The sequence below is a fragment of the Kaistella sp. PBT33-4 genome (assembly GCF_029194425.1).
Lineage (GTDB): Bacteria > Bacteroidota > Bacteroidia > Flavobacteriales > Weeksellaceae > Marnyiella.
In genome coordinates this window covers 196,923-212,305 of sequence record NZ_JARFYL010000001.1, presented here as the reverse complement: position 1 = coordinate 212,305, position 15,383 = coordinate 196,923, and the positions used below count along the sequence as shown (strand labels likewise).

Here is a 15,383-nt window from a genome sequence, read left to right as displayed (position 1 = left end):
TAAATTTTAACATAGCCAAGAGATTTCTTAATATTTCGTTAATATTTTTATACGCTATGCATGGAATTGCATAATTACATGAATTATCAATATATACAAATTTGCAGGAAAAATGTAACTTTGTGCAAGAGTAATTCTGTATGGAAAATTTAATGATTAGTTGGTCTGAAACGGGAATAGAAGCAGGCTGCGATGAAGTGGGCCGGGGCTGTCTGTGTGGCCCCGTGGTTGCAGCCGCTGTTATACTGGACAGGAATTTCGGGGAAACTTTGGTTAATGATTCCAAGAAGTTAACCGCCCGGTTAAGGCAGGAACTGGACACCTACATTAAAGAACATGCAGTTGCTTACGCTATCGCGGAACTGCCGCCGGCTTTTATAGACGAACACAACATCCTCAACGCAAGCATACATGCCATGCACCTCGCGCTGGACCAGCTGCACATTCGTCCTGAACTGATTCTGGTAGACGGTAACCGTTTTCATCCCTATAATTACATCCCGCACCAGTGTGTTATTAAAGGGGACTCAAAACTGCTCTCCATAGCGGCCGCTTCCATCATAGCCAAAAATTACCGGGACCGCAAAATGGCGGAACTCCACACCGAATTCCCCGAGTATGGATGGAACACCAATATGGGCTATGCCACCCGGGAGCACCGTGAAGCCCTAAACAGATACGGACCAACTATTCATCACAGACGCTCATTCAGGCTCGATTACCGGGATGGATCTGATGAATCACCTTTTGTAGTGGAAATGAGCGACAGTGTACAACTGGAACTTAAATAAAAAAAGCAGCGGATAATTGATTTTCCGCTGCTTTTTTATTGTGACTATGGGCGAAGCAATTACTTCTTCTTACCAGTCTGTTTCTGCTGCTGCTTCTGTTGTTCCTGAGCCTGCTCCATCATCTCGCGCATACGCTTCTGGAACTTTCCTTCAGGCTTGGGTGCCTTGGTCTTGTTCTCCTGAATCATAGCATGAATCTTCTTCTCATCAAGAATCAGATATTTGATGGCCAGGATAATGAAGATATTAAGCGCATTGGATACGAAATAATACCATGACAAACCGGACGACGATGTATTCAGGAAGAAAAAGAAAGTGATCGGGAAAATGTACATCAGCACCTTCATATTAGGCATCCCTTCCTGCTGTGGCTGCTGGATGTTTCCGGAAGTCATTACAGTATAAATTAGGATAACCACAGTACAGGCTAGCGCGAAAATACTGATATGATCCCACCCAAAAATCGGAACTTCAAAAGGAAGTTTTATTACATCATCATAAGCGGTAAGGTCTTTTGCAAACCAGAAGCTCTGCCCCCTAAGATCGATGAAGTTAGGGAAGAACCTGAAGAGCGCATAGAAGATCGGAATCTGCACAAGCGCCGGTAAACAGCCTGCCATTTGGTTTACACCGGCTTTACGGTAAACCGACATGACTTCCTGCTGCTTCTTCAACGGGTCCGCATCTTTATATTTGGCATTTACCTCATCAATTTCCGGACGGATCACACGCATCATTGCACTCAACTTGTGCTGTTTGAACATGATAGGAGAAAGGATAAGTTTTACGATAATCGTCATCAGGAAAATCACCCATCCAGCTGTAAGTCCCCAACTGGCGATAATATTGTACATAGGCATAAAAAACCATCTGTTCATCGTACCGATAAAGGACCATCCCAGAGGCAGCAGCTCGTCAAAATTTTTACCGTATTCCTTTAAGAGTTTAAGATCAAGCGGCATAAAGTACCATTTGAAATTCTGATTGAACTCGCCACCGGACATTGCTGTCTGCGCACTGAAATTAAACTTCTTTAAAAATTCGCCCTCTTCAATATTCTCCTGTGAACCAAAAGAATTGGTGAAACCATTCTGAGGCTCCAGAACCGCAGTGAAGAACTGCTGCTTTATGGCAATCCAGTTCAGCGTTTCTTCAGTTTCCTCCATGGTGGTCCTGCCGTCATAATCGAAACTTCCGTAGTTATCAAACGCATAGTTAAACTCTGTATGGGTCTGTTCCTGAGAACGGCCTTTCTCCATCTGGCGGGCACTGTGGTCCCAAACAAACTCAGCGTTCTGTCCGGACACCAATTTGGAAAGCCCCTGGGTTCTCACATTGAAATCTACGGTATACTTATCCTGAAGGGTATAGATAAACTCGATTACGGCACCGTTTATACTTGCCTGCATCGTCACAGAATTACCGTTTTGCTTCGGGGTAAATACAAGGTCACGGGTGTTTAGCAGTTTCCCGGTCTTGTCTTTGAAGCGGAAACCGTATGCTGAATTATTCTTATCGAAAAGCAGCAGGTTTTTGTCATTTTTGTCTGAAGCCTTGTTATACGCCTTATACTCATTAAGCTCTACAGTCGAAATCTGTCCACCCAGCGTAGAAACAACCAATCTAAGCTGCTCATTCTTAAGTTCCACCTGACTTATGGCCGCCGTTTTCAGACTGTCATTCAGATTCGACATTGCGGCGGGCATATTAGCCTGAGAAGTCTGGCTTACCTGCGCGGAAGCAGCTGTAGGCTCCTCAGGTGCCGGCTGAAAATAGAACATTGCGCCCATCATGATCAATGAGAACAACATAAACAGAATGATCTGATTTCGGTCTAAACCGTTATTTTGCTGCATTTTAAATATTTATTTCAATGTGTTTCAGCACACGGAAACGTTCCATGAAGCCGCTGAAATTAAAGGTCACAAAATTACTGATTTTTTTTGGAAGGAGGTTTCTTTTTAGAGAGTAAAAAATACCCGCTGCAGGGCGGGTATTCAGAAAAAATATTATTTTGAAGCTGCACGGATAAACGCCTTGAACAGCGGATGCGGTGTAGCAACAGTACTTTTATATTCCGGATGATACTGTACTCCTACATAAAACGGATGATTTTCCAGTTCCAAAGTTTCCACCAGACCGGTATCAGGATTTACACCGCTCGGGATCATGCCGTTGGTTTCATATTCTTCCTTATACTGGGAATTGAATTCATAGCGGTGACGGTGTCTTTCGGAAATATTCTTGGAACCATAAATTTCCATTAACCGCGAATTAGGCTTCAGTGCGCATTTCCAGGCACCCAACCGCATGGTTCCGCCTTTATTTTCCACACTTTTCTGTTCTTCCATCAGCGAGATCACGGGCTCCGGAGTTTCAGGATCAAATTCCATGGAATTTGCTTTTTTGTAACCCAGCACATTTCTGGCAAACTCCACCGTCATGATCTGCATACCCAGACAGATTCCCAAAAGCGGAATATTGTTCTCCCGTGCGTATTTAGCCGCCAGGACCTTACCTTCAATGCCGCGGTCTCCAAATCCCGGGGCAATAAGCAGCCCGTCTACACCCTGAAACGTGTCCTTTAGGGTATCTTCGGAAATATCACCGCTGTATACCCATTTTACACGCACTTCTGTATCCAGATCTGCTCCGGCATGAATAAAAGCTTCGGCGATGGATTTGTAGGAATCCTGCAGTGAGACGTATTTCCCAACCAGGGCAATCTCTACCGATTTTTTAGGATTCTGATATTTTTTCAGGAAATGCTTCCAGTCTTTCAGGTCAGCCTCCTTATCTGATTTCAGATCAAGTTCTTTAAGTACTACATCATCAAAATTCTGCTTCTGAAGGTAGAGTGGAACCTCATAGATGGTTTCCAGGTCTTTACATTCGATGACATTTTCCAGAGACACATTGCAAAACTGGGCTAATTTTGCACGCTGCTCCTTAGGTATTTTATGTTCCGTACGGCAAACAAGCACATCCGCCTGGATACCGCTTTCCATCAACTGGCGTACGGAGTGCTGTGAAGGTTTGGTTTTAAGTTCACCGCTCGCGGCCAGATAAGGCAAAAGGGTAAGATGAATGACCATGGAATTATTATCGCCCAGTTCCCATTTCAGCTGACGTACACTTTCTATATACGGCAGTGATTCAATGTCGCCCACAGTACCCCCGATCTCTGTAATAATGATATCGTAGTTCTGTTTGGCCAGAATTTTAATCCTGCGTTTTATTTCGTTCGTAATATGCGGAATAACCTGAACGGTCTTGCCTAAGAAGTCGCCTTTTCTCTCTTTCTCAATAACTGTCTGGTAAATTTTACCTGTCGTAACGTTGTTGTTTTGTGAAGTGTTGGAATCCAGGAACCTTTCGTAATGGCCTAAATCCAGATCGGTTTCGGCGCCGTCTTCAGTTACATAGCATTCGCCATGCTCATAAGGATTCAAAGTTCCGGGGTCAATATTGATATAGGGATCAAGTTTTTGGATAGTTACATTAAATCCCCTTGATTTCAGCAATAAACCAAGCGACGCTGCAACAATTCCTTTCCCCAAAGAGGAAGTCACACCCCCCGTGACGAAGATGTACTTCGTGTTCTTTTTACTCATTAGATTAGGTTTGCGCAAAGTTAGGCTAAAAAGTTTAACAGGGCAATTTGCGTATTTCAAAAATTAATTTGCCGCAGATGTAGCATATGGTAAAATGAAGCATCAGCCTATCAATTCTTGAGACGATAAAAGAGGATTAATATTGTATTTGATGCAGGGGACAGTTTCTGCAGGCAGGATTTTTGATATGCCGGTAACTGCAACCTCATCCGGAACCCATACTCTCTGATTCCGGGACATCAGTCAAATATGAACAGAATGAATAACAGATATCGGGCACTTGTAATCTTTACCGTGACCTTTGCACTGGTTTACAATTTTTCGCTTTGGTATGCGTCCCAACTTTCGGATGTAAGCTCTGTTATACTCTCTGTTGAGAAGCATATTCCTTTTCTTCCCTGGACTATTGTGCCTTACCTTTCGAGTGGTGCATTTTTCTGGATCACATTTTCATTACTGAAAAATAATGACCAATTGGAGGTTTTCCTGAAGCGGGTTCTATTTATGACTGTAGCAGCAGGTTTAATCTTTGTTGCCGCCCCCTTAAAATACGCTTACCTCCGACCTGAAATTGAGAATCCACTCTACCGTGGACTCTTTTGGCTGCTGGAAGGTGTGGACGATCCCTACAACCAGTCACCTTCACTTCACGTAGCTTTTTCCTTTGCCTTCTGGACGGTCTTCCGTGAAGTAAAATCACGGTGGCGGCCGCTTATTGCGGTCTGGCTGGCCATGGTAGCCCTATCCACTCTCACCACCTATCAGCATCACCTTATTGACGTTTTTACAGGCAGCATTCTGGCCCATTTCACCTTCCTTCTGTTTCCATCAGGGCCTGTGCAAAATTCTTCACGTAACCTGCATACCGCCAATTTTTTCTACCTGGGCGCATGGTGCACACTTGGCGGTGCCTTTGTTCTGGCCGACTATCTGAGTCCAAACTGGATTTCACTTTTGGTACCTTCTACCCTACTTTTTCTGCTTGGTTTGCTGTTCCAGCTTAGGCTCCTGGGATATATTAGAAGGCAAACAATAAGAGTGAATAACGTTCGTGAACGATAGTAAGCGTTAATTTACAATGCGTCAATCGCAAATCTTTACGATTTATAGCTGAAATATGGCTACTTGAAATATCATGTCATTTTTTTTCAGGAAATTCGCGGCATGGCAAAACTCAAAACTGCATATTTCTGTCAGAATTGCGGAACTCAGTATCCTCAATGGCTGGGACAATGCAAGAATTGTGGCGAATGGAATACGCTTGTGGAGGAAATTGTAGAAAAATCTCCGGCCAGGACCGTAGGGAGCAAATCCAAACAGCATATCATCAACATTATTGAAGTTGAGACCAGTGAGGAACCCCGAATTACAACGCCCTCCGAGGAACTGAACCGCGTACTGGGTGGCGGCATCGTGCTGGGCTCTGTAACCCTTATCGGCGGCGAACCCGGTATTGGCAAATCCACACTATTACTGCAGCTTGCCCTTAAGATGAAGAAAAAGATTCTTTATGTGTCCGGCGAGGAGAGTGCGTCACAGATTAAAATGCGGGCCGACAGGCTTACAGAACTTCAGAACCCGAACTGCTACCTTTTCACCGAAACGTCAGTGGAAAAAATCCTGCACGAAGCAAAAAAACTGCAGCCCGATTTTGTAATTATCGACTCCATACAGACGCTCCAAAGCCAGCTTATTGAAAGTTCGCCCGGCACGGTTTCACAGATACGGGAATGCTCCAATGAGATTATTAAATTTGCCAAAGACAGCAATACACCTGTTTTTCTGGTGGGCCACATCACCAAAGACGGTCAGATTGCAGGGCCCAAGGTGCTGGAACATATGGTAGATGTCGTACTGAATTTCGACGGTGACCGCAACCATCTTTTCCGCCTGTTACGTGCCAATAAAAACCGATTTGGTTCCACGTCAGAAATTGGAATTTACGAAATGGTGGCGCAGGGACTTAAGGAAATAAAAAACCCTTCGGAAATACTGATTACAAAAAAGTTTGAGGAACTCTCGGGCAATTCGGTAGCAGTTACGCTGGAAGGGAACCGGCCCATGCTAATCGAGATTCAGGCTCTGGTAAGTTCGGCAGTGTACGGAACACCGCAAAGAAGCTGTACAGGATATGATTCCAAACGCCTGAATATGCTGCTGGCAGTTCTGGAAAAACGTGCCGGGTTTCAGTTGGGAGCCAAAGATGTATTCCTGAACATCACCGGAGGCATCAAAACCGACGACCCTGCGCTGGATCTGGCCGTAGTAGCCTCTATACTTTCAAGCAATGAGGATACCGCGATTTCTGAACACTTCTGCTTCGCCGGTGAAATTGGTCTGAGTGGCGAAATCCGTCCGGTAGCACAGATTGAGCAGCGTATTTCTGAAGCCGAAAAGCTGGGCTATGAAAAAATATTTGTTTCCAAACTGAACAAACTTCCCAAAAGAAAGTCCGGGATTATTGTAGAGGAGGTTAGCAAGGTGGAAGAATTTCATGACCGGCTTTTTTAAATTCACCAAGCCATCATGCGGAAGATATTTATAGTTATATTTGGTAAAACTTACCATTAAAACACAAACCGCATGAAAAGGAATCTCGCCCTTCTTTACTCATTTTGTACTGCCCTGTTATGTGCTCAGACCTCCTTATTTCAGAATCCGGTGAATTCGGCCCAACTTCAGCCTAACCAAAGACTGCATGAAGACCTGTCGGCTTCCTATATATCTACAACTTATTACCTGCAGCCCGCTTTTAACACTGAAACTGATCTGGAAATACAGCTCCCAACTGGAAAGAAGGTACGTGCCAGCCTCACCAAAACTTTCAGGTATACCAATAAAAGTACATCATTTGCGTACGCAATTGAAAACGAACCGGAATCCGAGCTTGTGTTTTCGCGCTACGGCAATATGCTTTCGGGCATGTATGCCTCATCTGAAGGTGAAAAAATAATGTTTCAGCAAACAGATGACAAGATCATTGCAGTTTCACTGGTTAATGAGGCGTATATCAGCAGCCGGGACTCCAGTATGGATTTCCTGCTTCCGGCCGCAGCAACACATAAAACAAACCAGAGCATCTGCCTTTCACAGACACCTGCCTGCGGGGCCACGACCATTGATGTCATGGTGGTGTACACCTCAGCTGCCAGACTGGGCTGGGGAAGCGTGGCACAAAGTAATTCGCAGATTGCTACTGCCATCACTAATTTCAACTTATCGCTCCTTAATTCGGGAATACCGAATACTACAATAAATCTGGTCTATGCCGGCGAAATAGATTACACCGAGAGTGGAAACATAAGTACCGACCTAAACAGACTGCGTTTGCCGGCAGACGGTTTTATGGATGATGCACACACTCTACGGACCACCTACGGTGCAGATTTATGTGCTTTGATTACAGCAACACCTACCAACACCTGCGGCCTGGGTTATCTAAACACCAATCCTTCCAACTACAGCAATAGCGCGGCGTTTTCGGTTTCGTTAAGGAACTGTGCTGTATCGAATTATACTTTAAGCCATGAAATGGGACACAATATGGGTCTTAACCATGACTGGTATGTGAATCAAAGCAATAACCCCTGCTCCAATATGCACGGCTATGTAAATCAAACTGCAGTTACACTTGGCACAGCCAGTTCCACATCTCAGCGCTGGCGTACGCTCATGGCTTATAATGACGAATGTGCCGATGCGGGCATCAACTGCTCCAGAACCAACCGATGGGCCAACCCGTTGATAAATTACAACGGAGAACCTACCGGAATAGCAGCTCCGAACCCCACCCCGTCTGACGAAGCTTTCGGCTTTGCACGTTTTGCATGCGTGGTTGCCGATTTTATGCCGACTGCAAACATGAACACTGTAGAATCGGTTATTGACACCAGGAATGAATTGACTGTATATCCAAATCCGGCTTCAGAGGAAATCAATATCAGCACCGCAAACAGTGAGGCTAATACCCTCCGGATCATCAACATGGCAGGGCAGGTTGTACATACAGGTAAGAATAAAACGGTAAACATACGGCATTTGAGTCCGGGCGAATACATCCTGACGGTTTCGGACACTGACGGAGCGTTTAAGGGCTCAGCAAAATTCATCGTAAAATAACCCTGTACTAAAGGTTACTGAAGCTCTTTTTAGGAAACAGCTCAATAAGCAGGCCTCATAAGGTCTGTTACTGCCAATTTATATAAATTAGCAGATGAATTTTTTGGCACATTCCTACCTGGCATTTTCGGACGGGCATATCGTGGGACAGTTCCTGCAGGATTTCATCCGGAATAAAGACCGGTTTTCGTTTCCGCCCGAAATTGTGGAAGGGATACTTCTGCACCGCGAGATTGATACCTTTACGGATGCGCATCCTGAGATCCATGAGGCCAAAAAGGTTTTCAGCCCACTCGTGCGGCTCTATTCGGGCGCCTTTGTAGATGTAGCTTTTGACTATTTCCTGGCCAACAACTTACCTGAAGAAACCTTAAAACTGCATGCAGAAAGGGTTTACGGAGTTTTGCGGCATCATCTGCATCTTTTCCCGCCCCCATTTCACCGAATGCTTGAGGGAATGGAAAGAGATAACTGGCTTTATCATTACCGGGAGGAGCAGGGCATTCATTTTTCATTCCGTAACGTCCTGAACAAGGCCAGATATCTGGATAAAAACCTGGCTGTTTTCGAGGTCTTCCTGAACAGCAGACCTCAGCTTGAAGCTCATTTCATGATATTTTTCCCCGACCTGGTGAGACATGCTGAAACTTTCAACAGCCGCTTTCGGATCTAGAAATTCCGGTAAAGGTACCGGTCCGGATAACTGAGTTTATGGCTTTGCCTGTTGCCGTTTACAATAATATGAATAATGTTGATCTGATCGTCAAAAAGATTATAAAGCACACTCACGGCGGCTTCTACCTTTTTGGGAGAATCAAGTTTCTGCGATTCCAAGTAAATATTCACCGCTTCACTGTCTTCTTCAAATCCGAGATAAGTGAGATTTAACACCTTATTGTCTGCTTTCAGTTTCAGATGTCCGGAAAGGTAATTAATAAGTAATGTGTTTATTTTTGGCTGATACGACCCATCATTAAAGTGTACTGCCTCGCCATAATTTTCCTTCAGCGCGTTTTCCAGGTCATCCAGGAAAAACCTTGCGCTGATCTCAAAGGTTTTGGATGATGGATTGTATCTGAATTCAACCGAACCAACATGATAGGGGTGTATTTCGCTTGCGGGAAGAGCCGAAAACAGAAAGAGGGATATCAGGACCAGCAGTTTATGCATCTGCCAAAATTAGAAATAAATTTTGTATTATCGCCAGCTTAAAACAACGGCCGATGCAGGATTTTCTATTTTATCTGAGTTTGGGTTGGGAGCACATAATCTCCCTTGACGCCCTAGATCACCAGCTCTTTGTACTGGTACTGGTTGTGGTTTTCAGCATGAAGGACTGGAAAAAAATCCTCTGGCTAATTACCGCATTCACCATAGGCCACTCCATCACATTGGCACTAAGTGTATTGGATTTGGTAAAGGTACCGGGCCAATGGGTAGAGTTCCTGATACCACTCACCATTTTTATCACGGCTGCAGACAATATCCTGATGAAAAACAGACAGCAGAATCTGATGAAAATGAACCATTATCTGGCGATGATTTTCGGCCTCATCCATGGAATGGGTTTCGCAAACACCGCGCGAATGACGATGGCCAGTGAGCAGGATCTGTTTTTTCCTTTACTGGGTTTTAATATCGGCCTGGAATTGGGACAAATTGTTGTAGTCGCGCTCATTCTCGCACTGCAATGGCTTATTTTGGCAATTTTTAAAGCCAACCGCAAAGACTGGATACTTTTTGTTTCGGCAGGAGTTTTTGCTTTGTCTCTGCAGATGACGCTGGAAAGGCTGCCCTTTTGATTACATTGATTACTCATTTATCTGGATTTAGCAGAATTCAGTAACATTTTGCTAAATTTAAACACTACTTCATTAAATCCGTTTTATATGAAACTTTTTAATCTGCTGCTCGCCATGCTGTTGCCCATGAGTTTTTGCGCTCAGAATATCCAGAATAACCCGGGAAGCAACCATGGAAACAAATTTGAACAGCTGGGAACCATCCTGCCCACTCCCAATGTGTATCGGAATGCCTCCGGCGCGCCCGGGCACCAATATTGGCAAAACCGCGCAGATTACGAAATTACGGCGTATCTGGATGAGGAAAAAAGAAATCTGCGGGGATCGGAGACTGTGACTTATTATAATAATTCACCGGACGAACTGGAATATCTGTGGCTGCAACTGGATGAAAACCAACAGTCCTCAGTAAATAATGCAGGCTATGATATGGAATCCACCCTTCCACGTCAAATTACAACAGACCGCCTGAAAGTGACCGATCTGCCGGCAAAGGATAACGGCTACGGTGTAAATCTGGAAAAAGTTACTGATGCCGCGGGAAATACCCTGCCCTACACCGTGAACAAAACCATGATGCGGATAGACCTGCCCAGACCGCTGAAAAGCGGAGAAAAATACACGTTTAAAATAGACTGGAATTACAATATTCCCAACCGTATAACAATGGGCGGCCGTGGTGGCTATGAACACTTTCCTGAAGACGGTAATGATCTGTACACTATAACACAATGGTTTCCCCGGATGTGCGTATACAGCGACTTTAAAGGCTGGCAGCATAACCAGTTTACGGGAAGAGGTGAATTTGCGCTCCCCTTCGGCAACTACAAAGTCTCCATGAATGTTCCCGCTGACCATATTGTTGCTTCAACAGGTGAAGGAAAGAATTTTGAAACAGTTCTGACACCTACTCAGCTTGCTCGCTGGAAAAAAGCCCAAACAGCTTCAGAACCAATTGAAATAGTTACTTTGGAGGAGGCCAAAAAAGCTGAAAAATCCAGGTCAAAACAGAGAAAAACCTGGACTTTTGAAGCCGAAAACGTACGCGATTTTGCGTGGACATCTTCCCGGAAATTTATTTGGGACGGTATGAAGGTTGTAATTCCTGAAAACAACAATCAGGTGATGGCCATGAGCCTCTACCCAAAAGAATCTTATCATCTTTACCGTAAATTTTCGACCCGGGCAGTTGCGCACACCATTCTTACCTACAGTGAATTCACAATTCCGTACCCCTATCCGGTGGCGCAGTCGGTGGAAGCCGCCAACGGTATGGAATATCCTATGATTTGCTTCAATTATGGCCGGACAGAAAAAGACGGGACTTATTCTGAGGGAATCAAGAACGGAATGATTGGCGTGATTATTCACGAAGTCGGACACAACTTTTTCCCAATGATTGTAAATTCAGACGAAAGGCAGTGGTCCTGGATGGATGAAGGTTTAAATACTTTTGTAGAGTACCTTACAGAGGAGAGATGGGACAATAAATTTCCTTCCCGCCGAGGACCGGCACACACGATCGTAGATTATATGAAATTACCGAAAGACCAGCTGGAACCCATCATGGTGAATTCAGAGAACATCATCCATTTCGGCCCGAATGCTTATGCCAAACCTGCCACCGGCCTGAATATCCTGCGCGAAACAATAATGGGCCGCGAAATATTTGATAAGGCGTTCAAAACATATTCAAAAAGATGGGCGTTCAGGCATCCGGAACCCGCAGATTTTTTCCGTTCAATGAATGATGCCAGTGCCGAAAACCTGGACTGGTTCTGGCGGGGCTGGTTTTATGGTACCGATCCTGTGGATATCGCTATTGATAAAGTAACCGTAGCTGCTCCGGACCTGGACGCCACTCCGCAACCTTTCCGTGAGGTTTATAATGTAGACGCCCCACTCCTCAATTCATTTGATGACATTTCCAAAATCCGTAACCGTAATGATAAAAGTATCACCTTTTACACCGATAAAGACAGGGAAAGTCAGGATTTTTACTGGCGTTATGCACGTGGCCGGGAACAAGTAAATACGAAGCGTGAATATACTGTTGAGCGCGAAACAATGGAGAAGGTAGCCGCCAAAGATAAGCGTGACCTGCAAAATATATTTGGCTATCAAATTGATTTTGTTAATAAGGGCGGGATGGTAATGCCCATCATTCTGGAGTTCACTTTCGAAGACGGTACAAAACTCAGAGATAAATCCTCTGCCCAAATCTGGCGAAAGGATGAGAACAAAGTGTCCAAAACCTACTTCTTTGACAAAAAATTAAAGTCAATTCAGCTTGATCCACTGCGTGAAACCGCCGACATAGACATTAGCAATAATTTCTGGGGTCAGATTCCGGCTCCGGCCACAAAGTTTGAAGTCTTTAAACAAAAAGCAGGAAATGCGGTGCGTGGTGCAGCACAGGAACGGATAAATCCCATGCAGGCTGCGGGTAAATAAAAAAAACAGGAGTTGCGGTGCAGCTCCTGTTTTGTTTTAGAATTATAAATGAATTAATCTTTCAGACAGAATGCCTGATTGGTATACGTAGGACTTGCCATGTAAGCACTGTCCACCACGTTTTTCTGTTCAATTACCAGAACTATGTTTCCACAGTTTTTGTCTGTTGCAGTCGTTACTTTAAATTCGCCGTTCACTACATTCACTGTTCTGGTAAATGCATTCACCTCGCCGGGAGCAATGACCTGATTTACGCCTTCAAAATCCATGTCGGTAAAGCGGCCACCCGAAACAGAAAGTGTGAATTTATGGATGAAATTGTCGGTAGCGCTGAACTTACCGAGAATTACATCACCTTTTTTGAAATGAACGCATTCCCCTTCATCATTGATCTTCATCATAGGTACAGGATAAGTGTTATCCATTTGGATACGGTGAGAATCTGAACTTCCGTCTTCATGTTCAATCACAATGTTCAGTCTGGCATTTGTGCCCGGGCTGAAAAGTGCCAGCTGACTCATAATATTGTGCTGATAAGGCTGATAGGTATAATAATTAGTAGCCGGTTCCGGATTGATGGTAGTATGAATTACGTTGCCGGAAGAATCATAACCTACCAGATGCAGCGGATCATTCACATAATTCATAGCTCCGGTTTCCAGGTTAATCACCTTAATCCGGTATTTCATACCCGCAAATGGCGATGAAACGCCGTGGATACTTATTTTGCCCATAAACCGGCTGCCATTGATCACCGGATTCTGGTTAATTTCAAATTTTGCTGCAGGCAGCGTAAGACCGGTGGTGTCATCAATATGATCAACTGAAATTCCGCCTAAAAGAATCATCTTTGGTGACTTGCCGTTCCAGCCTTTAGGCATGGGCGGAATCTGAACATATGCCTCCTTGAAATTACCCCAGTAAGGAGTATCGAGGCCTGTGGGTGGCACATTCCAGGAAAGCACAGCGCGAACTTTTATGACCCTTGGCGCATCGCATTTGGCTTTAAACTTCGTAAGGTCATAGGGCATGATGGCAGAGTAAGAAAGACCGGCGTGTCCGGGAATATCATGGAGAACAACCACCTGGGTACCTACCCTCACCCACTGGCAGTTTGTGGATGAATCCTTGATCCAGAAAGTCACATATTCTTTAGAACCCGCCGTGCACAGGCCACCACCATAGCCATAGTTTTTCTTCGCCCGGAATGTGGCCACAAAAGCTTCCTTGTGATAATCCAGTCCAACACAGCCAATTTCCTCATAAGTCGTATTGCCTGTAGATTTGATGAGATCCTGCAGACTTTTTGTAAAATCAAGCTGATTGGCCTTAAACAGCGAAACTATATTGCTTTTAATAACCGGATCATTGCTGGTCATGGCTTCTACCAAAAGTTTGGCACCAGACCGATGGGGTTCTACACTGAGATTAGCTTTTTTATAATCGCTTACCAGCTGGGAGAAATTAACTTTATCTGCCGCATATTCTTTTTGTGCATCACTAAGACTCTTCGCGGCCGCAGGATTATTCGCTGTAAGATCTTTCAGGGATATAGTAGGATTTAAAATGGCTTTCTCAATCAGAGAACCGATATTCACAAAAGGAATATTGATTTTTATGGGCTTAATCTGAATCCGGTCTTCCTTCACGTTTCCCCAAACGTAACCGGGCTGGGTTAAATTTGGATCGTTTGCCGGCGGAATAGAATTCCAGAGAAGGACAGCTTTCACCTTAGGCAAAACAGGTTGCGAACAGACTTTCTGCTTAGGGTCAATTTTAAGGCGCAGTGCGAATTCCATGGGTTTTTCAAGCTGTTGGTCACAGTCTTTTGAATCCGGGATATCATGAACATTAGCACCCACATATCCTTCATCTACCCAGCCACCACCGTAATTTACATAAAACCTTACATAAATATGAGAACCGGCACTGCACAGATTTCCGGAGTATCCATAAGCTCTCTTAATTTTCACAATCGCGGTCAGCTCTTCACTGTCCGGATTATAGCCTACACAACCCAATTCTTCAAAAGAAGTATTGAAGTTTTTTTCAAAAAACGCCAGGGGTGTATTTAATTTCAGGGCAGATTTTGAGCTGATGTTGGCCAGATAAAGCTGAGATTCATTTCGGGCAAGCATAAGCTGCTTTTCGTTTAATTCGTTAGGCATGACTATTTGTTTTTATGGTTTCCCTACTGTTAAGCGTTTCGGGTTTCGCTTTGTCCAACTGCAAGTTTTTTTTAGTTAAATGATATCAATCAGACTTCGTAAAATTATTCCTAATCTCATAGTAAATTAAAGGTAAATCACCCATTTTTTAATTTAAAGAGATATTTTATATGAAAATATTCATCACAACCCGTTAAAACTTTAACAACCCTACACGCAACATCATTAGCGCCCCTCACAAAAGCAGCGATCCGACTGCTCCAAATTGGATACATGATTCCCATCCAGGGATTGCCACTAAGAGATTCGATATACTGCCAAAATTTCACTTTTCGCTCTTCAAACTGTGCCAAAAATTACAGACAGTGACATCAAAAGGTCGGCGGTGCTTCTTGGCAAAGTTTTGGAGAAAAAGATGACAAGTAAAATCTTAAC

The 15,383-nt window shown here is 44.2% G+C and carries 11 protein-coding genes; 7 read left to right on the top strand and 4 right to left on the bottom strand.

The window, feature by feature from the left end:
• Positions 1 to 152 precede the first annotated feature (152 nt).
• On the top strand, positions 153 to 791 hold the full coding sequence (locus tag P0M11_RS00930) for a ribonuclease HII (RefSeq protein WP_275624047.1): 639 nt from the start codon (positions 153 to 155) through the stop codon (positions 789 to 791).
• Positions 792 to 850: 59 nt separating this feature from the next.
• Here the strand turns inward: P0M11_RS00930 and yidC are convergent, their stop codons facing one another.
• Entirely contained in the window at positions 851 to 2,647 is a 1,797-nt protein-coding gene (gene yidC / locus P0M11_RS00925; RefSeq protein WP_275624046.1) for a membrane protein insertase YidC, read from the bottom strand.
• Positions 2,648 to 2,800: 153 nt separating this feature from the next.
• Positions 2,801 to 4,405: a CTP synthase gene (locus tag P0M11_RS00920; protein ID WP_275624045.1), complete on the bottom strand. Its 1,605-nt coding sequence runs from the start codon at positions 4,403 to 4,405 to the stop codon at positions 2,801 to 2,803.
• Positions 4,406 to 4,663: 258 nt separating this feature from the next.
• Here P0M11_RS00920 and P0M11_RS00915 point away from each other — a divergent pair, with 258 nt between their 5' ends.
• The 4 genes from P0M11_RS00915 to P0M11_RS00900 all read left to right on the top strand — a co-directional run bounded on the left by P0M11_RS00915 (position 4,664) and on the right by P0M11_RS00900 (position 9,197).
• Positions 4,664 to 5,467, top strand: a complete 804-nt coding sequence (locus P0M11_RS00915; protein WP_275624044.1) for a phosphatase PAP2 family protein — start codon at positions 4,664 to 4,666, stop codon at positions 5,465 to 5,467.
• Between the two features lie 102 nt (positions 5,468 to 5,569).
• Positions 5,570 to 6,916, top strand: a complete 1,347-nt coding sequence (radA, locus tag P0M11_RS00910) for a DNA repair protein RadA (protein ID WP_275624043.1) — start codon at positions 5,570 to 5,572, stop codon at positions 6,914 to 6,916.
• 72 nt (positions 6,917 to 6,988) lie between these two features.
• Positions 6,989 to 8,524, top strand: a complete 1,536-nt coding sequence (locus P0M11_RS00905; RefSeq protein ID WP_275624042.1) for a zinc-dependent metalloprotease — start codon at positions 6,989 to 6,991, stop codon at positions 8,522 to 8,524.
• 94 nt (positions 8,525 to 8,618) lie between these two features.
• Entirely contained in the window at positions 8,619 to 9,197 is a 579-nt protein-coding gene (locus P0M11_RS00900) for an ACP phosphodiesterase (RefSeq protein ID WP_275624041.1), read from the top strand.
• Here the strand turns inward: P0M11_RS00900 and P0M11_RS00895 are convergent.
• Positions 9,194 to 9,694, bottom strand: coding sequence for a DUF6702 family protein (locus P0M11_RS00895; protein WP_275624040.1), 501 nt, complete (start codon positions 9,692 to 9,694; stop codon positions 9,194 to 9,196). The two genes, P0M11_RS00900 and P0M11_RS00895, sit on opposite strands and share 4 nt — an antisense overlap.
• 53 nt (positions 9,695 to 9,747) lie before the next feature.
• On the opposite strand from P0M11_RS00895, the gene P0M11_RS00890 reads away from it, so the two are divergent.
• Both P0M11_RS00890 and P0M11_RS00885 read left to right on the top strand, forming a co-directional pair.
• Positions 9,748 to 10,326 carry a HupE/UreJ family protein gene (locus P0M11_RS00890; RefSeq protein ID WP_275624039.1) on the top strand — a complete coding sequence of 193 codons (579 nt, stop codon included), beginning with the start codon at positions 9,748 to 9,750 and terminating at the stop codon, positions 10,324 to 10,326.
• Between the two features lie 87 nt (positions 10,327 to 10,413).
• On the top strand, positions 10,414 to 12,780 hold the full coding sequence (locus P0M11_RS00885; protein ID WP_275624038.1) for a M1 family metallopeptidase: 2,367 nt from the start codon (positions 10,414 to 10,416) through the stop codon (positions 12,778 to 12,780).
• Positions 12,781 to 12,833: 53 nt separating this feature from the next.
• Here P0M11_RS00885 and P0M11_RS00880 read toward each other — a convergent pair whose 3' ends face one another.
• Entirely contained in the window at positions 12,834 to 14,948 is a 2,115-nt protein-coding gene (locus tag P0M11_RS00880; RefSeq protein ID WP_275624037.1) for a hypothetical protein, read from the bottom strand.
• Positions 14,949 to 15,383: the final 435 nt, after the last annotated feature.